Raw genomic sequence first — 22437 nt, 5'->3', positions numbered from 1 at the left:
CGAAGCCCCCGGTGAACCCCACGGCACCGCCCACCGTTGGGGGCACGGGCAAGGGCTCGAACACGGGTGCCGACGCGGCCCAGGGCGGGGGTCAGGCCGAAAGCTCCTCGGGGGCCGACGCCGGGTCCGCCCGCTGAGGGTCCCGCACCAGGACCACTCGTCGAACGGCATCCACGGGATCCCCGCGCGGGGTTCTGCGGCTCACCACAGCAGGGCCGGCACGTACCGTTCCTCGTCCGTGAGGGAACCGTGCTGGCCCACCATGCCCAAGGGCCGGGTGCCCTGCCGGGAGACGTCGTAGAGGGCGATCTCCTCCCTCCCCAGGATCCACACGTCGCCCGCCCGGGCGAGCATCCGGGGGTCCGGGTCCGCACCGAAGTAGCCCGCCCGCGCGAGCTCGGTCCGCGTGGCAGTCCACACCGCGTCCCCGAAGTGCTCCTGCCAGCGCTGCGCCACGTCCTCCGCATCTGCGTGGGCGGAGAGGTGCAGCTGCACCGCCCGCGGCTCCCCCGCCGTGTGGCGGACCCCGTCCATCAGATCCGCCTCCCCACTGACGTCCAGGCGGTGCTCCGGGCCCACGTCCACCATGCCGTGGTCCGCGGTGAGCAGCACCCGGGTGTTCGCGGGCAGCCGTGTCACGAGACGTTTCAGGGCGGAGTCCAGCTCCTCCAGAGACCGCAGCCACGCGTCGGAGCGCCAGCCCACCCTGTGGCCGGTCTTGTCCAGCTCGTCCCAGTAGAAGTACACCAGTCCCCGGCGCCCCTCCCGCAGCTGCTCGAGGGTGCGGGCCGTCCGGGCGTACACGCCGTCGGCTCCGACGAAGCGCCCGCCCCGAAGCGCCGCCCGGGTGAGTCCGGAGGTCTCGAAGCGCGGCGCACTCACGGTCGCGGTGTCCACGTGCTCCGCGGCGCGCTCGAGGACGGTGGGCACAGGCTGCCACGCGAGCGGATCGACGTCGGCGGGCCACTGGCCCAGCATGTTGACCACCCGCTCCGTGGCGGGGTCCAGCACGTCGTAGCCGAGCATCCCGTGCGTCCCGGGGGCCGCTCCGGTCCCCAGGCAGGACAGGGAGACGGACGTGGTGGAGGGGAACGCGGCGTCGAGCTCCCCGAGGGACTGCGCGGAGCGCAGCGTGGGCGCGTAGCCCTGGACCTCCCGCAGCAGCCGGGAGCCGAGCCCGTCCACGAGCACCACCACGTAGCGGTGCGCGGCCGGCAGGCTCAGCGCGTTGCACGTCCCGGGCACCCCCGTGGCCGCGGCGGCCGAGCTCAGCACGTCCGCAATGCTGCGGGACCCGTAGCGCGGCGGGCGGGGCAGCTCGCGCGCGCTCACGAGGTGCGGCCCGCGTCGCGTCCGCTGTGGCGGTGCCCGAAGCGGCTGCGCGGGGCGGGGGGCTCCGGACGGGACGCCCCCTGGTGCGGGGCCTGTGCGATCTGGGCGCCGGAGTCGGTCAGAGGGGCCACGTTCGCGCGCCGCAGGGTCCGGGCGAACTCGCGCGCACCCTCCACGGCGTCCTGCCCGTCCGCCTCGGAGCTGATGCGCATCACCACGTCCTCGCTCGCGGCGGTGCCCGTGTACCCGTGGTCGGCCTGGCACTCCGGGTCCTCGCACATGGCCGGGTACAGCTCGAGCTGCTGCGTCCCGGTCCAGCTCACCGCGAGGTTCAGCTCCATGATCGGTGTGCCCGGCTGGTAGTTCTGGGGCTGATGGTACGCGTAGCTCAGCGTCACGGAGCGGATCTGGGAGATGGGCACGGTCTCCGAGGACACGCGGGCCACGGTGTCCGCGCCGTTCTCGTCCAGCTGCTGGTCGTCCACGTGGGTGATGTGCAGGACGTCCTCCGCCAGGACCAGCGCCGTGATGTGGCGGTGCAGCTCCGTGTTGGTGAAGTGGGTCTCCAGCTGCACGAGGTGGGACGCCGGCCGCCTGCCGTCGAGGGAGTCCATGACCACGTCCGTGACGAGCTGCGGGTAGAACCCCGCCTTCTCGATGTCCTGGACGAGCCGTGAGCCGTCGGGTGCTGAGTAAGTCATGGCGCCATTGTCCTCCACCGGTGGCCCCGCGGCACACCGTGTCATCGCACGACGCCGCCCCGCGGGCCGCACGGTGCCCCGCGGTCCCTCAGGGCGTCACCACGCAGGACACCGTTCCGTCCTCGAGCTGCGTGCACTCCGGGGTGACGTCCGTGGTGGCCGCGGGCGGTCCGCCCACGCCGTCCGAGGGGACCCCGGAGGTCTCCGGTGCCCGCGTGGGTTCCGGAGTGGTGCCCGGGCCCTCAGCCCCACCCCAGCGTGCCAGGGCCGGGCCGAGCCACACGTACCCCGCCACCAGCGCGAGCACCGCGAGGGTCACGGTGAGCACCCACCAGGGCCAGCGGGGAGCCCGTGACCGGGTCCCGGGCCCACGACTCCCGGACGGCACAGCGGCACGCGTGCCCACTGGATCTGCCGTCGTCGTCCCCTCCGCGGCCCCCGCGGGAGCAGGATCCCCGGAGGTCGCGGTCAGTCGGGCCGTCTCCTCGGGCCCCGGTGCCGCGAGTCCCGGGGCCGCGGTGGCACGCCCTCCAGTCTCGGGCACCTGCTCCAGCACCGGGGTGCCGGCGGTGTCGATGAGCTCCGTGCTGTCCTCCGCGGGCGGTCCGGCCACGGGCCACCGGGTGGTCGACGCCGGGGTGGCACGCTCCGTGTCGTGTCCACCGTCCCCCACCGGGGAGAAGGGGCGCAGCAGGTCTCCCCCGCGCTCGGTCATCGCGGGGCGCTCCGGAGCGGAGATCGCCTGGCGGTGCACGGCGTGCCACGCAATCGGGGCGTCGGCGGTGCGCCGGGCTCCCGGGGGCAGGCGGGCGGCGTCGGCCACCGGGGACAGCTCACGCTCCGTGGTGGGCTCGAGGACGTCGAAGACCTCGAACGGCTCGCCCTCCGCGGTCTGCGCTGTCCTGCCCGCGCGAGCGGACGCCGTGTCCAGCAGCTGCGCCAGCAGGCGGTCGGCGGCCCGGACACGCTGCTCGGGGTCCGGGTCCAGCAGCCCCGCCACCCCGGTGCGCAGCGCGGGCGAGTCCTCGAAGAGCTCGAGCTCCGCCACGTCCTCGGGGCGCAGCGGGTCCGCGCTGAGGTCCACCTCGGGCAGGACCATGCGCACCGCGGTCACACCCGCGGCGTAGAGGTCCATGCTCCGCGAGGGGTTGCCCGGCGCGTAGGCCTCCGAGGGCAGGTACCCGGGGGTTCCCACCACCGTGCCGGTGTGGGTCAGGCGCGCGTCGTCGAGACGGACCGCGATGCCGAAGTCCGCGAGCCGGGCGACAGGGAGCCGAGAACCCGTGGGTTCGAGCAGCACGTTGGCGGGCTTCACATCGCGGTGCACCCATCCGCGGGTGTGCACGAACCGCAGGGCCTCCAGCAGCTGGCACACGAACTCCTCCGCCAGCCAGTCCGCCACCGCGCCGTTGTCCTGCAGCGCGGCCTCCAGGGTGCCGCCGGAGACGAGTTCCATGGCGATCGCCACGTGCTCGTCCTCCGCCGCCCAGCCGTAGGGTGCGACCACGTGCGGGTGGTCCAGGTTCACGGACTGCTCGCGCACGAAGCGCAGCAGGTCCGCGGAGTCCCGCTGCCGCAGCACCTTGGCCGCGCACTCCGTGCCCAGCCGCAGGTCGTGGGCGCGCCACACGGCACCGCTGCCGCCCTCCGCAATGGGCGTCAGCAGCTCGAAACGGCCGGCGATCGTGTCCCGCACTGTCGGGCCGCGCTTATCCCAGCATCGCGCGGCGGGCGCTGTCCGTGCGCTGGCCCGGGTCCCCGATCTTGACGACGGCCGAGAGCACGGTCAGCACCGGCCCGGAGAGCACCACGGGGTTCAGTTCCAGGAACGCGATCTGCGGGAAGCGGTCCTTGAGGAATGCCGCCCTGTTCACCAGATGCTCGAGCCCGGTGGTGTCCACCGGCGGGACCCCCTGGTACCCGAAGAGCTTTCGCGCGGCCTTGGGGGCCCGCACCATCCGGGTGATGTCCCGGTCCGTGAGCGGCGGGACGCGGTGCGCCCAGTCGTCCAGCAGGTTCACGGCGTCGCCGGTCATGCCGAAGGACAGCACGGGTCCGATCAGAGGGTCCTCGGCGGCCCGCAGCACCACGGTCTGACCCGTGGGGGCCATGGGCTGGACCTCGAAGTCGGTCACGTTCCACCCGGCCAGGGTGCGCTTCATGGTCTCGATCGCCGCGCGCAGCTGGTCCGAGTCCTGAATGTTGAGCACCACACCGCCCAGGTCCAGCCGGTGGCGCAGGAACGGGTCCGTGGTCTTCAGTGCCACCGGGTACCCCAGGCGCTCGGCGGCGGCCGGGCCGTCCTCCGGGTCGTTGAAGCGCACGGACTCCAGCACCCGGATGCCAGCGTGCCCGAGCAGCTCGTTGTGCTCGGCCGTGCTCAGCTCGTAGAGCTCGTCCCCGGTGACCTTCTCCCGCAGCCGGTCGAGCACCGACTCCACGGCCTCGAAGTCGAAGTCCTCGGGCACCGTGACCACGCCCTGCTCCTGCGAGCGCCACGTGGTGTAGTCGATCACCTGAGCGAGGGCGTGCATCGCGGTGCCCGGCGAGTCGAAGCACGGCAGGGCGGCGTCGTCCGCGGTGCGCACCGATGCCGTGAGACTGTCCGGGCCGTGCTGGCCGGTGAACACGGCCACCGTGGTGCGTCCCGCACTGCGTGCCGCGAGCGCCACGTCCCGCGCGAGCTCGTCCCGGTCCAGGTCCTGCGCGGGCATGAGCACGAGCACCACGCTGTCCACGTCCTGGGACGCCAGCTGCTCGCGGGCGGCCTCGAGGACGGCGCGGTGGGCGGCCTCCCCGCCCTGGGTGGTGTCCACGGAGCCGTTGACCACCACCGGCTCGAGGTCCAGCCGCAGCGCCGTGTCCTCGGTGAGCTGGGCGAGCGCGAGGGCGTTGGAGACCACGGCGATCCGGCGGGATCCGGGCAGCGGCTGGCTCTCCGCGATCGCGGCGATGTCCAGCAGCTGCTCCGCGGTGGTGGCCCGGATGACCCCCGCCTGGCGGAACATGGCGTCCAGGGCGCCCGGCGGGGCCTGGGTCACGCGCCCGGTGTGGCCCGGGGGCAGCCGCAGCCCGGTGACCTCGGACTTGGCCACGATCACGGGCTTGGACAGCGAGAGCCGGCGCGCGATGCGCGAGAACTTGCGCGGGTTGCCCACGGACTGCAGGTAGAGCCCGCACACCGTGGTCCCGGGATCGTCCTCCCAGTGCTGCATGAGGTCGTTGCCGGAGACGTCCGCGCGGTTGCCCGCCGACAGGTAGCTGGACAGCCCCACCCCGTGGCGCAGTGCCGCGCCGTAGAGCATGGTGCCCACGGCCCCGGACTGGGAGAACAGGCCCAGCCCACCGCGCCGCGGCATCTGCTCCAGCACGGAGGCGTTGAGCGAGACCGCAGGGTCGGTGTTCATGAGCCCCAGGCTGGCAGGCCCCACCACGCGCATGCCCGCCGCGCGGGCGATCCGCACGAGCCGGCGCTGGGCCAGTGCACCCTCCACACCGTCCTCGGCGTAGCCGCCCGTCATCACGACGACGGCGCGCACGCCCGCTCGGCCGCAGTCCGTCACCGCCTCCTCCACGGCGTCCCGGGGCACGGCGATCACGGCCAGGTCCACGGGGTCGGGGATCTCCGAGAGGGCCGGGACGAAGGTGAGCCCCTCGCGCTCGAACGGGGAGTGGCCCACGCCGTACAGGGTTCCGGTGAACCCGCCCTCGAGGATGCTCTCGACGGCGTGGTGACCAGCGTGCTCCTCGTGGGCGGAGGCCCCGATCACGGCCACCGTGGCCGGTGTGAGCAGGTCCTGCACGGAGCGGGCCTCGGCACGGTGCTCGCGGGCGGCCATGACCGCCAGGGACTTCTCGGTGGGGTCGATGTCGAACTCCACGACCACCACGCCGTCCTCGAACTGGCGGGAGACGTCGTAGCCGGCCTCCACGAACACGTGCAGCATCTTGCGGTTCTCGGGCAGCACCTCGGCGGTGAAGCGGTTGATGCCGTTCTCCCGGGCCGCCGCGGCCAGGTGCTCCAGGAGGATGGAGCCGATGCCCCGGCCCTGGTGGTGGTCCGAGATCATGAACGCCACCTCCGCCGCTCGCGGCGAGGTGCGGTCGTAGCGGCCCACGCCGATGAGCTTGTCCCCCAGGATCAGCACGAAGCACACGCGGTCCCGGTGGTCCACCGTGGTGAAGCGCTCCAGCTCCCGCTGGGACAGCTTGGGCTTGTAGGAGAAGAAGCGCAGGTAGATGCTGTCCTGGGACTGCGAGGAGTGCATCTGCTGCAGCAGCTCCTGGTCCTGCGGGCTGATGGGGCGCAGGTGCGCGGTGGCGCCGTCCCGCAGGATGACGTCCGCCTCCCAGTACTCGGGGTAGGCCTGCTGCTGCGGAGTCTCGTCGAGGGAACCCATAGACTTCAGACTAGCCAACCGCCTGCCCCTGACACAGGAGCACGCACCGAATCCAAGGAGTTGCCGCTCGATGGCTCGTCGCCGCTCAGCCACCCGTTCCCCCCAGGACGACCTCCCCGAGGACTTCGTCGAGCACATCGTGGACGTGGACGTCACCCAGGAGATGGAGACCAGCTTCCTCGAGTACTCCTACTCGGTGATCTACTCCCGCGCCCTGCCGGACGCCCGGGACGGCCTCAAGCCCGTGCAGCGGCGGATCCTGTTCATGATGGACCAGATGGGGCTGCGCCCGGACCGCGGCCACGTCAAGAGCGCGCGCGTGGTGGGCGAGGTCATGGGCAAGCTGCACCCCCACGGTGACGCCGCGATCTACGACGCGATGGTCCGCATGGCGCAGTCCTTCGCCATGCGCGTGCCCCTGGTGGACGGCCACGGCAACTTCGGCTCGCTCGACGACGGTCCGGCCGCCCCGCGCTACACGGAGGCCCGCATGGCCCCGGCAGCCCGGACGCTCACCGGGGACCTGGACGAAGACGTCGTGGACTTCGTGCCCAACTACGACAACCAGTTCCAGCAGCCCGCCGTGCTCCCGGCCGCGTACCCCAACCTGCTGGTCAACGGCGCCACGGGCATCGCGGTGGGCATGGCCACCAACATGGCCCCGCACAACATGCGGGAGGTCGCGGCCGGCGCCCGCCACCTGGTCCTGAACCCCGAGGCCACCCTGGAGGAGCTCATGAAGCTCATCCCCGGCCCTGACCTGCCCTCGGGCGGGCGGATCGTGGGGCTCGAGGGCATCCGGGACGCGTACCGCACCGGGCGCGGCTCCTTCCGCACCCGCGCCACGGTCTCGATCGAGCAGGTCTCCCCGCGCAAGCAGGGCATCGTGGTCACCGAGCTGCCCTACATGGTGGGTCCCGAGAAGGTCACCGAGAAGATCAAGGACGCCGTCCAGGCCAAGAAGCTCACCGGCATCTCGGACGTGGTGGACCTCACGGACCGCACCAACGGGCTGCGGCTCGTGATCGAGGTCAAGAACGGTTTCAACCCCCAGGCGGTGCTCGCCCAGCTCTACAAGCACACGCCGCTGGAGGAGTCCTTCGGGATCAACAACGTGGCCCTGGTGGACGGCCAGCCGCGGACCATGGGCCTGCTGGAGCTGCTGCGCGTCTACACGGACCACCGGATCGCCGTGGTGCGCCGACGCACCGCGTTCCGCCTGTCCAAGCGCCAGGACCGGCTGCACCTGGTCGAGGGTCTGCTGATCGCGATCGTGGACATCGACGAGGTCATCCAGATCATCCGAGGCTCCGAGGAGACCGCCGAGGCCAGGGACCGGCTGATCGCGGTCTTCGACCTCTCCCGGGCCCAGGCGGAGCACATCCTGGAGCTGCGGCTGCGCCAGCTCACCAAGTTCTCCCGGATCGAGCTCGAGGCCGAGCGTGACCAGCTACAGCGGGAGATCGCGGAGCTCGAGGCAATCCTGGGCTCGGAGACCACGCTGCGCGGCGTCGTCGCCGACGAGCTGTCCGAGACCGCCCAAAAGTTCGGGGACGAGCGCCGCACCGTGCTGCTCGAGGCGGAGGACCTGCCCGCCGTGACCGCGGCGCAGACCGGCGGGAAGAAGGCGGTCACCTCCGTGGCCCTGGAGATCAGCGACGACCAGTGCTGGGCGTTTCTCTCCACCACCGGGCGGATCGCCCGCAGCGCCGCGCGCACTCCCCTGGCGGACGGCTCGCGCCGCTTCAAGCACGACGCGCTCACGAGCGTGGTCCCCGCGACGGCTCGCGGCGAGATCGCCGCCGTGACGTCAACTGGCCGGATGCTGCGTGTCTCGTGCGTGGACATTCCCGTCCTGCAGGACTTCGACGGCGTGCCCCGCCTCGCGGACGGTGTGCCCGCCGCGGACTTCCTGGGCCTAGAGAAGAACGAGGCGCTCGTGGGCCTGACACCCCTCAACGAGGTCGTGGTGATCGGCACGGCCGCGGGCGTGGTCAAGCGCGTGAACCCCGACTACCCGCTGAACCTGGACCAGTGGTCCGCGATCAAGCTCAAGGACGGGGACCGCGTGGTGGGCGTGGGTGCCGCGCCGGACGCCGCCGAGCTCGTCATGGTGTCCTCGGACGCCAAGCTGCTGCACTTCCCCGCCTCCGCCGTGCGTCCGCAGGGCCGCACCGCCGGTGGCGTGGCCGGGATGAAGCTCGCCGCCGGTGAGCATGTGATCTTCTGCGGGGCGGTGATCCCGCAGGAGTCCACCGTGGTGGTCACGCAGGCCCGCGGGGACGGTCAGCTGCCGGAGATGGGAGAGGCCTCCGTCAAGGTCACCCCCCTGAGCGAGTTCCCGCCCAAGGGCCGTGCCACCGCGGGTGTGCGTGCGCAACGGCTGCTCGCCGGGGAGGACACGCTGAACCTCGCGTGGGTGGGCCACGGGCCGGGCAAGGCCGTGTCCGCCGCAGGGGTCGCGCGGAGCCTGCCCACCGAGTACGGGCGCCGGGACGGCTCCGGGGTGGGCATCGACCGGGCCGTGGCCGCCGTGGGTCCCGCCCTCACGGGGCTGCCGGTGGAGGTTCCCACCGCCGGGAGCGCGTCCCGGGAGGATGCGGACACCGCGTCAGCGGAGGGCTGAGACGTCGCGGTCCGCGTCCGTGGCCGCAGGCCCTGTCGTGCGGGACCGGCGGTCACGTCACCGCTGACGCAACCTGGCGGCGTCGTGCTCCCCGCCGCGCTGACGCATCCCGTGGTCGTCCACCTGCGGCGAGCGGCCGGTCAGGCGTCGATCTGCTCCTGGTTCAGGTGCGAGGCGCCGGCCACGATGAAGTCCTTGCGGGGCGCCACCTGCGAGCCCATGAGCAGTGAGAACGCGCGCTCCGCGGCCTCCGCGTCCGACACCCGCACCCGGCGCAGCACGCGGTGGCGGATGTCCATGGTGGTCTCCGCGAGCTGGTCCGCGTCCATCTCACCCAGACCCTTGTAGCGCTGGATGGGCTCCTTGTAGCGCCGCCCCTGCTCCTCGAGGCTGCCCAGCAGGGTGTCCAGCTCGCGCTCCGAGTACGTGTAGACCATCTCGTTGGCCTTGGAGCCGGGGTTCACGATCTGCACCCGGTGCAGCGGCGGCACTGCGGCGTAGACGCGGCCGGCCTCCACGAGGGGGCGCATGTAGCGGTAGAACAGGGTGAGCAGCAGCGTGCGGATGTGGGCGCCGTCCACGTCCGCGTCCGTCATCATGATGACCTTGCCGTAGCGCGCGGCGTCCAGGTCGAAGCTGCGCCCCGAGCCCGCGCCGATCACCTGGATCAGCGCGGCGCACTCGGCGTTGGCCAGCATGTCCGTGATGGAAGCCTTCTGCACGTTGAGGATCTTGCCGCGGATGGGCAGCAGCGCCTGGTGGTTCGAGTTGCGCGCCAGCCGGGCCGTGCCCAGCGCGGAGTCGCCCTCCACGATGAACAGCTCGGAGCGGGCCACGTCCGCGGAGCGGCACTCCACGAGCTTGGTGGGCATGGACGAGGTCTCCAGGGCGTTCTTGCGCCGCTGGGTCTCCTTGTGCACCCGCGCCGAGATGCGGGACTTCATCTCCGCCACGACCTTCTCGAGCAGCTGGCCCGCCTGGGCCTTGTCGTCGCGCTTCTTCGACGTCAGCTGCCTGGTGAGCTCCGCTTCCACGACCTTGGCGACGATCTGGCGCACGGCGGGGGTGCCCAGCACCTCCTTGGTCTGGCCCTCGAACTGCGGCTCGGCCAGGCGCACGGTCAGGACGGCGGTGAGCCCGGCGAGGACGTCGTCCTTCTCGAGCTTGTCGTTGCCGGCCTTGAGCTTGCGGGAGTTCGCGTCCACCTGCTTGCGCAGCGTCTTGAGCAGGGCGTTCTCGAAGCCGCTCAGGTGCGTGCCGCCCTTGGGGGTCGCGATGATGTTGACGAACGAGCGCACCGTGGTGTCGTACCCCACGCCCCAGCGCAGGGCGACGTCCACCTCGCACGTGCGCTCCACGTCCTGCAGCTGCGCGTGCCCGGAGTCGTCCAGCACCGGCACGCGCTCGGTGAACGAGCCCTGGCCCTGCAGCCGCCACACGTCCGTCACGGGGGCGTCCGGCGCGAGGAACTCGGCGAACTCCGAGATCCCGCCGTCGTACTGGAAGACCTCCTCCACCGGGCCGTCCGCAGCCGGGGTGCCCGGCAGGCGGCGCTCGTCGGTGACGGTGATGCGCAGGCCGGGGATCAGGAACGCCGTCTGGCGGGCACGGCGCACGAGCTCCTCCGTGGAGAACTTCGCGTCCGGTGTGAAGATCTGGTCGTCCGCCCAGTAGCGGATCCGGGTGCCCGTGACACCCCGTTTGGCCTTGCCCACCACCTGCAGGTGCGAGTCCGTGGTGAACGGCTCGAACGGCGCGTTCGGGGAGGGCGCACCCTTGTCCGTGAACGTTCCGGGCTCACCGCGCTTGAAGGACATCTGGTACGTCTTGCCGCCGCGGTCCACCTGCACGTCCAGGCGCGCGGACAGGGCGTTGACCACCGAGGCACCCACGCCGTGCAGACCGCCGGAGGCGGAGTACGAGCCCCCGCCGAACTTGCCGCCCGCGTGCAGCTTGGTGAACACCACCTCCACCCCGGTCAGTCCGGTGCGGGGCTCGATGTCGATGGGGATGCCGCGGCCGTCGTCGTGGACCTCCACGGAGCCGTCCTTGTGCAGGAACAGCGCGATGTCCTGCCCATAGCCCGCCAGTGCCTCGTCCACCGAGTTGTCGATGATCTCCCACAGGCAGTGCATCAGTCCGCGGGAGTCCGTGGAGCCGATGTACATGCCCGGGCGCTTGCGCACCGCTTCCAGTCCCTCCAGCACGGAGAGGTGGCGGGCGTTGTATTCGGATCGAGACGGTGTCACGGGCTTCTTCCGGGGTCGGGGGGGCCGCGAGGGCGTTGGGGACCTCATCACTCTAGACGGCGCCCCGGTTTTGTGCGCGGTGGGCGAAACACCGGCCACGCGGGAAGCAATGGCCGCGCGCGTGGGTTGTACTGGGACGTGCGATCCAGCTGATCGAGCCGACATCGCGCTGCGGTGCGCACACGCGTGCCCGCCGCATTCCACACCTGTGAGGAGGATCCCATGAACGCGACACTCGAAGCGCGTGAACTGAATGCGACCCACCGCTGCGATGCCTGCGGCGCGCAGGCCTACGTCCGCGTGGTCCTCGAATCCACCGGCGGCGAGCTGCTGTTCTGCGCCCACCACGCCCGGGTCAACGAGGACAAGCTGCGTCCCCTGGCCGCCACGTGGCAGGACGAGACCGAGCACATCGGGGCCTGAGTCCTCCACCGCGCCACGGCGGCAGAGACTGACCGGGGCTGCGCAGGAGATGCTATGAGACGAGGCGCGCACCGTGCGGTGCGCGCCTCGTCTCGTACCACGGTCCCGTGAGGATCAGATGGCCGTGGGCTTGCGGCCCCAGAAGATCACGTTGGTCCCCAGGTACCGGCTCTCGGAGCCCACGTCCTGGAACCCTGCCTCCCGCAGCTGTCGTTCCACCTCGGCGGGCGGGACGAACCCCAGCGTGGAGGACTTGAGGTAGCTGTACGCGCTGCGGTCCCGGGCCACGATCTGACCCAGCAGCGGAAGCACCACACTCATGCCCACGGAGACCGCGAGCTTGAGCAGCCCGCGCGGCGGGGCCGTCTCCAGCACCACCACCCGGCCACCGGGCCTGAGCACACGGAACTGCTCGCGCAGCACCCTGGGGACGTCACTGACGTTGCGCAGCAGGTACCCGTGCGTCACGGCGTCGAAGGACGCGTCCTCGTACCGCAGCTCGTGGGCGTCCGCGAACTCCCAGGTGACCGAGTCCGCGCCCGGCTTGGTGCGGGCCTCGGCCAGCATGTTCTCGGAGAAGTCCACCCCCACCACCTCCGCTCGCGGTTCACGACGCCGCACGGCCAGGGCGATCTCACCGGTGCCCGTGGCGATGTCCAGCAGTCTCCCGCGCGGCGGCACCTGTGCCCGCCGGGCCACCTCGCGGCACCAGCGGGCGTGGCCGCCCAGGGTCATGAGCGCGTTGATGCGGTCGTACTCCACATTGATGCGGTTGAAGATGCCCTGCACCTGCGCGTCGCGCGCGGTCATCTCGTGCCCTTCTGCCGGGCCGTGCGCCGGCATCAGTCCAGGTAGTCCCGCAGCACCTGCGAGCGGGACGGGTGGCGCAGCTTGGACATGGTCTTGGACTCTATCTGGCGGATCCGCTCACGAGTGACGCCGTAGACCTTGCCGATCTCGTCCAGGGTCTTGGGCTGACCGTCGGTGAGACCGAAGCGCATGGCCACCACGCCGGCCTCCCGCTCGGACAGGGTGTCCAGCACGGAGTGCAGCTGCTCCTGCAGCAGGGTGAAGGACACGGCGTCCGCGGGGACCACGGCCTCGGAGTCCTCGATGAGGTCACCAAACTCGGAGTCGCCGTCCTCGCCCAGGGGGGTGTGCAGGGAGATGGGCTCACGGCCGTACTTCTGCACCTCCACGACCTTCTCGGGGGTCATGTCCAGCTCGTTGGCGAGCTCCTCCGGGGTGGGCTCGCGGCCCAGGTCCTGCAGCATCTGGCGCTGCACGCGGGCCAGCTTGTTGATGACCTCCACCATGTGCACGGGAATGCGGATGGTGCGGGCCTGGTCCGCCATGGCGCGGGTGATGGCCTGGCGGATCCACCACGTGGCGTACGTGGAGAACTTGAAGCCCTTGGTGTAGTCGAACTTCTCAACCGCGCGGATGAGGCCAAGGTTGCCCTCCTGGATGAGGTCCAGGAACAGCATGCCGCGGCCGGTGTAGCGCTTGGCCAGGGACACCACGAGCCGCAGGTTGGCCTCCAGCAGGTGGTTCTTGGCGCGGCGGCCGTCGTGGATCACCCAGCGGTAGGCGCGGCGGGTGTCGGCATCCATGGAGTCGGCCTCGTCCGCGAACTTGTGCTCGGCGTAGAGCCCGGCCTCGATCCGCAGCGCGAGGTCCACCTCCTGCTCCGCGTTCAGCAGCGCGACCTTGCCGATCTGCTTGAGGTAGTCCTTGACGGGGTCCGCGGTGGCTCCGGCGACGACCACCTGCTGCGCCGGGGCGTCGTCGTCGTCGTTGCTGGTCAGCACGAAGCCGCGGGCGCTGCGGTCCTGGCGCCCCTTCATGAGCTGCGCGGACTCCTCCACCGACGCCTGCTGGGACTCCTGGGCGTCGTCGTCCTCGGCGTCGTCCTGGAGATCCTCCGTCACGATCTCGTCCTCGGCGAGCGCCTCGTCCACGGGGTCGGCCTTCTTGCGACCGCGCCCGGTGCCGGTGCTCTTGGGTGCGGCCTTGGCCGCACTCTTGCGGGGTGTCTCCGTGGTGCCGGGCTTCTCCTCCGTGGAGGCCTTGGCCGCGGCTCCCGCAGCCTTGGTGGTGCCCGCGGTCTTGGTGGTGCCCGTTGTCCGCGTGCCGGTGCTCTTGGTGGCGGCCGTCTTCTTGGCCGCGGTCTTCTTGGGTGCAGCCGTCTTGCGGGCTGCCGTCCTGGTCCCCGCAGTCTTCGCGGTGGAAGCCGTCGTGGTCGAGGCCTCCGCGGTGGCCGCCGTCTGTTCTGCAGCGTCCGACGCCGCAGGCGCGGTGGAGCTCGCCGTGCGCGACGAGGCCGCCGTGGTCTTCTTGGCGGCGGTGCTCTTGCGGGCCACGGTCTTCTTCGCGGCCGTGGTCTTGGCCGCGGTCGTCTTCTTGGCCGCCGTGGTCTTCTTGGCGGGGGCCTTCTTCGCGGCGCCGCTCGTGCTCGCGCCGCTCTGGGAGGCCGACGCCGCCGAGGCGGTCTCCGCCGCGGGGGCCTGCGAGGCGGACGCGGTCTTGCTGGCAGCTGGTGACACGGAAAACCTTTCGTTGGACAGATCTTCGGACGCGTACCACGCGGGTGGCCAACACGCCTATGACCCTGTCAAGTCCGGCGCGGGGACAGGGCTGTCCGGCCGGGACTCTGAGGGTCCTACTCCCGGCAACGCCACACCCCCGCAGATTGTTCCCACCCCCGGGGAGAAAGTTTTTCGTGCCACGGCTCCGTCCCGCGCACCGCACCACCGCGGTCCCCCGCCGGCCACGCACGACGACCCCATGCCCCTCCCGCGGGTCCGTGCCGTCAGCCACGGCTCCAGTGGTGGCGTCCCGGCCACGCCGTGGCCCGGCTCGAGCACCACCACGGTGTGGGAAGCGTGCTCAGGCGGCGCCGGACGTCGCTCACGGCGTGGCGCCCAGCCCCCGGAGCACTGCCCTCGTGGCAGTGTCCCCCCAGCAGGCGAGCGGCCGTGAGGGACCGCCCACGGTAGTGCTCCAGCTGAGCCAGAACGGCGACCACCGTGGTGCGTGCCTCCCGCCCACGGTCCTCATCCCCGGTGTTGGCCGCCATCACCGCGTCGAGCACCTGGAGCACCCTGTGGGCGCTGTCCACGGAGTCCCAGTGCGGTGGTCCGTCCCACTCCCCGGACACCGCGGCGACGCACCGCAGTGCCTCGTCAATGGTCTCCGCGTCGGGATCCAGCCGCCCCGGGGCGCCTCCCTCCAGGCGCCGCGACGCCGCATGCAGCCCCACCAGCGCGGCCGCCGCGCGCTCTGGGCTGCCGGTGAGCCACATGTAGAGGAGGGCGTCCCGGCTGAGATCGTCTCCCAGGTCGTCCAGCAGCCGGAGGAGTATGCGGTCGGGCCACGCGAGAACTTCCGCCACCCAGCGGTTCCGGTTCCGGCCCACACTGTGCCCGGCGGCCGACCAGGCTGCGAGCCGTGCCCTGGCCTGGCCCACCGTGAGGTCGTGGGACGAGGTGGACCGTGGGGGCCGCGCGGCGGCGTGCCGGTCCGCCGTCTCCCGGGGGCTGCGGTCCGCGGAGCGCTGGAGCGCGTCGCGCAGGTGCGCTCCTCTCTCCTGCACGCGGGACCGCCACACGGGGTCGTCGCGCAGGAGCGGTGGTTCCGCTCCACTGCCCTCGGCCACGAGCTGGGCGTTCACGGGGCTGTCCCGGATCAGCCGGGCCGGCAGTGCCCGCTCCGGCTCGTCGGCGTCCCACCAGTGGGTGGGCCCCACCACGAGCTGCCGCAGCAGCTCGAATCCCGTGAGGTCCACGATTCTCCGCCACCGTGCGAGGGCCCCGGAGGCCTCGGTCACCGCGTCCCCTGTCTCCGTGGCGCAGTAGACCACCACCACCAGCTCACCGCAGTGCGGCGTGCCCGCGAGGAGTTCCGCCAGGTCCTCGGCCACCGCAGGCAGGTCCGCTCGGGAATCCGGGGTGTCGAGGCTGAGGCACAGGGCGTGCCCATCCCTCACGGGAAGGAACAGCACGGTGCCGTCGCAGGGGCTGTGCCCCAGCTGGTGGGGAATCAGTGCGAGCAGGTCCTCGCAGCGGCGGACGGTCACGGTCGGGGTGGATTCAGGAGCCACGGTCATGCCCCCACGGTGCCCCGGGGTACGAACGTCCGCGTGGCCGCGGCGTCGTACGTGGAGGGCCGGGGGCCGCAGGCGCACCGGGACCACCGTGGTGCAGTGCGCTCACCGCGGCACGCACCCGGCACCGCCCGCCGCGGGCGCGCCCTCCGCGAAGGGCGTCAGACCGCGTCAGACCGCATCGGGTCCGTGGACGCGACGGACCTGGCGGCTGCACCGCAGGATGGCCAGCGTGCCCACGAGCGCCACGAGTCCCTGGGCGGCGATCGCGGGACGGAACGCCTCGCCGTCGTACAGGGTGGACGAGATCCCGGCTCCGTAGAGCAGGTCCAGCACCAGCCCGGTGACCCAGATGGCGAGCAGGGACGCCGCGAAGCCCCCCACGTTGGCGAGTCCCGTGGCCGTGCCGCTGACCCGGGGCGGGCTGAACGAGCGCACGATGTCGAACGCGATCATGGAGGCGGGAAGGGAGAGGGCTATCAGGCACACACCCCCGTAGACCACGGCCAGCGGAGCCCTGCCCGGCCACAGCAGCAGGACCGCCCAGCCGGACCAGCTGACCGCGCAGCAGGCCAGCACCAGCCTGGAGCGGTGGTGGGCGAAGCGCGCGCTCAGCCTGCCGATCACGGGCGCCACCACCACGTTGAAGACCACGTACACCGTCATCACGGCAGAGGCCTGCCCCGGGTCCAGCCCCTGGGCGTTCTGCAGGTACGGGTAGGCCCACATCAGCGCAAACGTGTTGCCCGCGAACTGGACCGTGAAGTGCCCCCAGAAGCCCAGGCGCGTCCCCGGTTCATGCAGCGCCAGGCCCATGGACGCGCGCACCGCGGAGAAAGAGATGCTGTCGCTGAGCTCCCGCGCACCGGGCGGGTGGTTGCGCAGCAGCAGTCCGGACAGGACCGCGGCGAGCATGGCGATTCCCGCCATCACCACGAACGAGGGCACCCACCCGGCGGCGTGCAGCAGCACGGCGAAGGGCAGCACGGAGAACAGCTGCCCCAGGTTGCCCGTCATGCCCACCACCTGGGAGAGCATCGGGACGCGCAACGGCGAGAACCACACGGGCAGCAGGCGCATGACGCACACGAACGTGGCCGCGTCCCCGGCGCCCACCAGGACGCGTCCCACCACACCCTCGGCCACCGACTGCGCCGAGGCCAGCTGCAGCTGCCCTGCCGCCATGGCCACCCCGCCCACCGTGATCAGGATGCGCGGGCCGAAGCGGTCGACCAGGACCCCCACGGGAACCTGCAGCGCCGCGTAGACCAGCACCTGCATCATGGAGAACAGGGAGAGACCGGAGGCCGCGGTCTGGAAGCGCTCGGCGGCCTCCACGGACGCCACCCCGAAGCTCGTGCGCTGGGCCACGGCGGAGAAATAGGCGAACATCCCCACCGCCAGGATCAGCCACGCGGTGAGAGAGTCCCTGGACCGGGGCGCGCTGGGCGAGGGGATGCGGGGCATGCTGGAGGGCCTTCCGGGGGCAGTCGTTGCTCTGCCCCCGCGCGCGCGGCCCGTGGGCTACTGGTCCTGGTGGCCGTCCGAGTCGTTGCGAGCGGCCAGGAACGCCTCGGCCGCGGCGCCGAGGTCGTCGGCGTCAGGAAGATCGGAGTCGTCGGGCCCGGCGAGGATGGACCGGCGGGCGGACGCGTCCACCACGTCATCGTAGCGCCGTTCCATGCTCTCGATGACGGCCTGCACCTCGGGGGACGAGTTCGCCTGCTCGTCGATCTGGCGGATCACGTCCCGGGAGGCCTCCCGCAGCTCGTCGGTGGGCAGCGTGCGGCCCGTGACCGCACTGAGGTGCTCAAGAGCCGCCACCGCAGCCTGCGGGAGGTAGGACTCCGCGAGGTACTGAGGGACGTGAACGGACAGACCCACGTGGTCGATCCCGTGCTCCTGCAAGCGCAGCTCCAGCAGATGGGAGGCCGAGGCGCTCACCTCGAAGCTCGGCCGGCTCCCGCCCATGCGGGGCAGCAGGTCCGCGCGCGGACCGTGGGCCGTCACGAGGACGGGACGGGTGTGGGGCACGGGCATCGGGATGCCGTTCACGATCGCCACCAGGGAGACCCGCAACCGCTGGGCAAGCCCCACCACGGCCGCGGCGAACCGTTCCCACTGGGTGTCCGGTTCCGGACCGGTGAGCAGCAGGAAGTGCCGGTCCAGACCGTCGGTGACGAGGTGCAGGTTCAGCTCGGGAGCCTCCCAGTCCTCGAAGTGGTCCTCCGCGAAGGTCACCCGGGGGCGCCGCGAACGGTAGTCGTAGAGCTGGTCGAGGTCGAAGCGTGCCACCGTCTCGCTCGGCATGGAGTCCAGGACCACTGCCTCGATCTGACCCGCGAGGTGCCCGGCCTCCACGTACCCGGAGAGGGCCACGATCATCGGCAGACCACGCAGCCGGTCATCACCCAGCAGAGCGGGGTTGCCCAGGTACAGGGCCGTGGGATCCATCACTTCTCCTCCTAGTGGACACAGGCCGCGGCGCACCCGCAGACCACGGCGCGCGCCCTCGATGGACAGGGAACGCCCCCGGGGTCACAGGGTATTCCCGCCCCGCAGACCGCAGCCGGATGACTAGGATCGGTGTCACATCGGCGCACTGCGCCCGGGCCCGCGGCCACCTGCACCGCGGCTCCGACCGTTCTCAGCCAGGCGTGGAAGGACATCACAGTGACCACAGCGCAAGAGATCCTCACGACCCATGAGGTGAGCCTCACCGCCGCCACCAAGCCCCTGGGCGACTCCGCCACGGACGCACTCGTGCTGGGCGTCCTCCAGGACGGCACCGTCTCAGTGCCGAGCGACGTGAAGGCGGGAGTCCGGCGTCGTCTGGCGCAGCTCGCCGAGCGGGCGCAGGCGTCGGGCCGCCTGGAGAAGGTCGTCGTGGTCCCCGCGCCGGACGACGTCCGCGCTGGTCTCGTGGTCTTCACGGGCCTCGGTGAGGGCCAGGGCCGGGCGCAGCTCGAGAACCTGCGCCTCGCCGCGGGCTCTGCTGTGCGTGCGCTGCAGGGCCGGGCCTCGTCCGCCGTGGTCTCCCTGCCCGTGGACACCGCCGAGCAGGTCCAGGCCGTGGCCGAGGGCGTGGGCCTCGCAGCGTTCGTGTACACCGCTCAGAAGACCCGCACCGTCGAGGACAAGGACCGGCCCCTGGAATCCGCCGTGGTGAGCGTGCCCAAGAACCTCGCCAAGGCCGCGAAGCCCGCCGTCGAGCGTGCCCGCCACGTGGCCCGCGCGGTGCGTCTGACCCGCACGCTCGTGGACCTCTCCCCGGACACCGCCACCCCGGAGTTCGTGGCGGACGTGGCCACCACCGCCGCCAAGGGCACCAAGGTCAAGGTCGAGGTGCTCGCGGAGAAGGAGCTGACCCGCGGCGGCTTCGGTGGTCTGCTCGGCGTGGGTCAGGGCTCCGTCAACGGTTCCCGGCTCGTGAAGCTGCGCTGGTCCCCGGCGCGCGCCAAGAAGCACGTCTCCCTGGTGGGCAAGGGGATCACGTTCGACTCGGGCGGGCTCTCCCTGAAGCCGCCGGCCTCGATGATGACCATGAAGTCGGACATGGCGGGTGCCGCGGCCGTACTGAGCACGGTCCTCGCCGCGGCGGCCCTCGAGCTGCCCGTGGCCGTGACCGGCTGGCTGTGCCTCGCGGAGAACCTGCCCTCGGGCTCGGCCACCCGTCCCGGCGACGTCCTGCACATGCACAGCGGCCACACCGTCGAGGTGCTCAACACGGACGCCGAGGGTCGCCTGGTGCTCGCCGACGGCCTGTGGGCCGCCGGCCAGGAGAACCCCGACCTGCTCGTCGACATCGCCACCCTCACCGGCGCGCAGATGGCCGCGCTCGGCGTCCGCACCGCCGGTGTCATGGGCGACGACGCCGCCCGCTCCCTCGTGGTCGACGCCGCCGGTCGCGCGGGCGAGCCCGCGTGGCCCATGCCCCTGCCCGAGCACCTGCGCCCCTCGCTGGACTCCTTCGTGGCGGACCTGAAGAACATGGGCGACAAGCACGGCGGAATGCTCGTGGCCGGCCTGTTCCTGCGCGAGTTCGTGCCGGAGCAGGGTGGACGCAGGCTCCCCTGGGCCCACATCGACATCGCCGGACCGTCCTTCAACGAGGCCCAGCCGTGGGGCTACACCCCCAGGGAGGGCACGGGCTTCGGCGTGCGGACCATGCTCGAGATTGCGGCCGCCCACGCCGAGTGAGCAGCGCCGCGTGAAGTGCGCCACGTCGCGGGGCCCACCGGGCAGCAATACCTGGTGGGGCCCCGTGGGTGGCGTTAGGCTTGACCCCAACCGTGACCGTCCTCCTCAGACCCTGGATCGGGCCTCGGGCGGACATCCGAATCCAAGAACTCGAACCCCGAGGGAGCCAACGTGGCCGACAACCAATACGACATCCTGGTCCTGGGCGGAGGATCTGCCGGGTACTCCGCCGCTCTGCGCGCGGTGCAGCTGGGCTACTCCGTGGCGTTGATCGAGAAGGAGAAGCTCGGCGGCACGTGCCTGCACTGGGGCTGCATCCCCACCAAGGCGTACCTGCACTCCGCCGAGCTCGCAGAGGGCGCCCGGGAGTCGGAGAAGTACGGCATCAAGGCCACCCTGGAGTCCATCGACATGGGTGCCGTGCGCGACTACAAGAACAAGATCGTGCAGGGCAAGTACAAGGGCCTCACCGGGCTGATGAAGATGCGCAAGGTCGATGTCATCCAGGGCAACGGCAAGCTCACGGGCAAGAACACCATCGACGTGGACGGCACCACGTACACGGGTGAGCACATCATCCTGGCCACCGGATCCGTCTCCAAGACCATGGGTCTGGAGATCGGCGGCCGCGTGATGACCTCCACCGAGGCGCTCGAGATCGACTTCGTGCCCAAGTCCGCGATCGTCCTCGGCGGCGGCGTCATCGGCTGCGAGTTCGCCTCCATGTGGCGCTCGTTCGGTGTGGACGTCACCGTGATCGAGGGTCTGCCCCACCTCGTGGCCAACGAGGATCCCGCGATCATCAAGACGCTCGAGCGCGAGTTCAAGAAGCGCGGCATCAAGTCCAACCTGGGCACCTTCTTCGAGAAGGTCGAGCAGAACGACAACGGCGCCAAGGTGACCCTCGCGGACGGCAAGGAGTTCGAGGCGGAGATCGTGCTCGTGGCCGTGGGCCGCGGTCCCAACACCGCGGACATGGGCTTCGAGGACCAGGGCATCCCCATGGACCGCGGGTTCGTGACCCCGAACGAGCGGCTGCACACGGGCGTGGGCAACATCTACGCGATCGGCGACATCGTTCCCGGCGTGCAGCTGGCGCACCGCGGATACCAGCAGGGCCGCTTCGTGGCCGAGGAGATCGCCGGGCTGAACCCCGTGGTGGTCCCGGACATCAACGTTCCCAAGGTCACCTTCACCGAGCCGGAGATCGCCTCCGTGGGCTACTCGCAGCCCAAGGCCGAGGAGAAGTTCGGCAAGGAGAACGTGGAGACCTTCGAGTACAACCTGGCCGGCAACGGCAAGAGCTCGATCCTCGGCACCGGCGGCCTCGTCAAGCTCGTGCGCGAGAAGGACGGCCCCATCGTGGGCTTCCACGCGATCGGCACCCGCATCAGCGAGCAGATCGGCGAGGGCCAGCTCATGGTCAACTGGGAGGCCTACCCGGAGGACGTCGCGGCGTTCGTCCACGCGCACCCCACGCAGAACGAGGCCATCGGAGAGGCCGCCATGGCACTGGCAGGCTCTCCCCTGCACGGCTGAGCCACGAGCGGGTGCGCATCCCCGGGGACGCGCACCCGCTTTCTCCTCCCGGTACCGCCCGGGCCCGGACACGTAGAACATTTTTCGAGAAATTCTGTAGAGAGGGACGGACGCGACAATGTCTGAAACCGTTAATCTGCCCGCACTGGGTGAGTCTGTCACCGAAGGAACCGTCACCCGCTGGCTGAAGCAGGTCGGGGACGAGGTCGCGGTGGACGAGGCCCTGGTGGAGGTCTCCACGGACAAGGTGGACACCGAGGTTCCGTCCCCCGTGGCCGGTGTGGTCGAGAAGATCCTCGTGGACGAGGACGAGGACGTCGAGGTCGGCGCCCCTCTCGTGGTGATCGGCGACGGCTCCGGCGGCTCCGACCAGGAATCCGACTCCGGTGCGGACACCGCCGAAGAGTCCGCCTCGCAGGACTCCGCCCAGAACTCCTCCGATGATTCCGGCGATTCCTCCGAGGAGGCACAGGAGGCCCCGAAGGCGGACACCAAGCAGGCGTCGGGCAACTCCGTGGAGGTCACCCTCCCCGCGCTGGGCGAGTCCGTGACCGAGGGCACCGTGACCCGCTGGCTCAAGCAGGTCGGCGAGAGCATCGAGGTGGACGAGCCCCTGCTGGAGGTCTCCACCGACAAGGTCGACACCGAGGTCCCCTCCCCCGTGGCCGGCACCATCCTGGAGATCAAGGTCCAGGAGGACGAGGACGCCGAGGTCGGCCAGGTCCTGGCCATCGTGGGCGACGAGTCCGCGGCCGGTTCCGACAACGGTTCCGGCTCCGACAACGGCTCCTCCGAGAAGTCCGGTGAGACCAAGGCCGAGAAGGTCGAGGACGCCGCCACCACCGCCGACTCCGGCGAGGAC

At 71.3% G+C, this 22437-nt stretch carries 15 protein-coding genes; 5 read left to right on the top strand and 10 right to left on the bottom strand.

Going from position 1 to position 22437, the window contains the following annotated elements:
- Nucleotides 1-201: 201 nt before the first annotated feature.
- The 4 genes from QL985_RS07700 to QL985_RS07685 all read right to left on the bottom strand — a co-directional run bounded on the left by QL985_RS07700 (nucleotide 202) and on the right by QL985_RS07685 (nucleotide 6433).
- Entirely contained in the window at nucleotides 202-1332 is a 1131-nt protein-coding gene (locus tag QL985_RS07700) for a nucleotide pyrophosphatase/phosphodiesterase family protein (RefSeq protein WP_239358137.1), read from the bottom strand.
- Nucleotides 1329-2033, bottom strand: a complete 705-nt coding sequence (locus tag QL985_RS07695; RefSeq protein WP_035885321.1) for a DUF5998 family protein — start codon at nucleotides 2031-2033, stop codon at nucleotides 1329-1331. Before QL985_RS07695 ends, QL985_RS07700 begins: the two co-directional genes overlap by 4 nt.
- Before the next feature lie 88 nt (nucleotides 2034-2121).
- On the bottom strand, nucleotides 2122-3729 hold the full coding sequence (locus QL985_RS07690; protein ID WP_121240625.1) for a serine/threonine-protein kinase: 1608 nt from the start codon (nucleotides 3727-3729) through the stop codon (nucleotides 2122-2124).
- A 13-nt stretch (nucleotides 3730-3742) separates the two neighbouring features.
- Entirely contained in the window at nucleotides 3743-6433 is a 2691-nt protein-coding gene (locus QL985_RS07685) for a GNAT family N-acetyltransferase (RefSeq protein ID WP_259921540.1), read from the bottom strand.
- A gap of 70 nt (nucleotides 6434-6503) precedes the next feature.
- Between QL985_RS07685 and QL985_RS07680 the strand changes: the two genes are divergently transcribed.
- Nucleotides 6504-9059: a DNA topoisomerase IV subunit A gene (locus QL985_RS07680; RefSeq protein ID WP_059281051.1), complete on the top strand. Its 2556-nt coding sequence runs from the start codon at nucleotides 6504-6506 to the stop codon at nucleotides 9057-9059.
- Between the two features lie 140 nt (nucleotides 9060-9199).
- On the opposite strand, the gene QL985_RS07675 is transcribed toward QL985_RS07680, so the two are convergent.
- Entirely contained in the window at nucleotides 9200-11308 is a 2109-nt protein-coding gene (locus tag QL985_RS07675) for a DNA topoisomerase IV subunit B (RefSeq protein ID WP_059281052.1), read from the bottom strand.
- A 222-nt stretch (nucleotides 11309-11530) separates the two neighbouring features.
- Between QL985_RS07675 and QL985_RS07670 the strand changes: the two genes are divergently transcribed.
- Nucleotides 11531-11731, top strand: coding sequence for a hypothetical protein (locus QL985_RS07670; protein ID WP_047978633.1), 201 nt, complete (start codon nucleotides 11531-11533; stop codon nucleotides 11729-11731).
- Between the two features lie 114 nt (nucleotides 11732-11845).
- On the opposite strand, the gene QL985_RS07665 is transcribed toward QL985_RS07670, so the two are convergent.
- From QL985_RS07665 to QL985_RS07645, 5 genes are all read right to left on the bottom strand, one after another.
- Nucleotides 11846-12541 (bottom strand): class I SAM-dependent methyltransferase, encoded by a 696-nt coding sequence (locus QL985_RS07665; protein ID WP_059281053.1) that lies wholly within the window; start codon nucleotides 12539-12541, stop codon nucleotides 11846-11848.
- A 32-nt stretch (nucleotides 12542-12573) separates the two neighbouring features.
- Complete coding sequence (locus tag QL985_RS07660) at nucleotides 12574-14094, bottom strand: RNA polymerase sigma factor (protein WP_082698320.1); 1521 nt, start codon at nucleotides 14092-14094, stop codon at nucleotides 12574-12576.
- Between the two features lie 449 nt (nucleotides 14095-14543).
- Entirely contained in the window at nucleotides 14544-15839 is a 1296-nt protein-coding gene (locus QL985_RS07655; RefSeq protein WP_124109615.1) for a hypothetical protein, read from the bottom strand.
- Nucleotides 15840-16007: 168 nt separating this feature from the next.
- Nucleotides 16008-17303, bottom strand: coding sequence for an MFS transporter (locus QL985_RS07650; protein ID WP_259905611.1), 1296 nt, complete (start codon nucleotides 17301-17303; stop codon nucleotides 16008-16010).
- A 57-nt stretch (nucleotides 17304-17360) separates the two neighbouring features.
- Entirely contained in the window at nucleotides 17361-18293 is a 933-nt protein-coding gene (locus tag QL985_RS07645) for a PAC2 family protein (RefSeq protein ID WP_121240615.1), read from the bottom strand.
- Between the two features lie 216 nt (nucleotides 18294-18509).
- Here QL985_RS07645 and QL985_RS07640 point away from each other — a divergent pair, with 216 nt between their 5' ends.
- The 3 genes from QL985_RS07640 to QL985_RS07630 all read left to right on the top strand — a co-directional run.
- The gene (locus QL985_RS07640; RefSeq protein WP_124109614.1) at nucleotides 18510-20036 is read left to right on the top strand and encodes a leucyl aminopeptidase; all 1527 of its coding nucleotides are present in this window, start codon (nucleotides 18510-18512) and stop codon (nucleotides 20034-20036) included.
- A 171-nt stretch (nucleotides 20037-20207) separates the two neighbouring features.
- Nucleotides 20208-21575, top strand: a complete 1368-nt coding sequence (gene lpdA, locus QL985_RS07635) for a dihydrolipoyl dehydrogenase (RefSeq protein WP_124109613.1) — start codon at nucleotides 20208-20210, stop codon at nucleotides 21573-21575.
- 118 nt (nucleotides 21576-21693) lie between these two features.
- On the top strand, nucleotides 21694-22437 hold a 744-nt coding region (locus tag QL985_RS07630), incomplete at its 3' end, for a biotin/lipoyl-containing protein (RefSeq protein ID WP_290147704.1).

This window comes from Kocuria sp. APC 4018, assembly GCF_030407675.1.
GTDB classification, from domain to species: domain Bacteria; phylum Actinomycetota; class Actinomycetes; order Actinomycetales; family Micrococcaceae; genus Kocuria; species Kocuria rhizophila.
Note: the sequence above shows the minus strand (reverse complement) of the source record. Positions and strands in the feature narration are given on the sequence as shown.

What these genes read in the sequence shown, in the direction of transcription:
- QL985_RS07655 (WP_124109615.1), bottom strand. Translation starts at nt 15,839, where the DNA reads ATGACCGTGGCTCCTGAATCCACCCCGACCGTGACCGTCCGCCGCTGC.
- QL985_RS07665 (WP_059281053.1), bottom strand. Translation starts at nt 12,541, where the DNA reads ATGACCGCGCGCGACGCGCAGGTGCAGGGCATCTTCAACCGCATCAAT.
- QL985_RS07695 (WP_035885321.1), bottom strand. Translation starts at nt 2,033, where the DNA reads ATGACTTACTCAGCACCCGACGGCTCACGGCTCGTCCAGGACATCGAG.
- QL985_RS07680 (WP_059281051.1), top strand. Translation starts at nt 6,504, where the DNA reads ATGGCTCGTCGCCGCTCAGCCACCCGTTCCCCCCAGGACGACCTCCCC.
- QL985_RS07670 (WP_047978633.1), top strand. Translation starts at nt 11,531, where the DNA reads ATGAACGCGACACTCGAAGCGCGTGAACTGAATGCGACCCACCGCTGC.
- QL985_RS07685 (WP_259921540.1), bottom strand. Translation starts at nt 6,433, where the DNA reads ATGGGTTCCCTCGACGAGACTCCGCAGCAGCAGGCCTACCCCGAGTAC.
- QL985_RS07650 (WP_259905611.1), bottom strand. Translation starts at nt 17,303, where the DNA reads ATGCCCCGCATCCCCTCGCCCAGCGCGCCCCGGTCCAGGGACTCTCTC.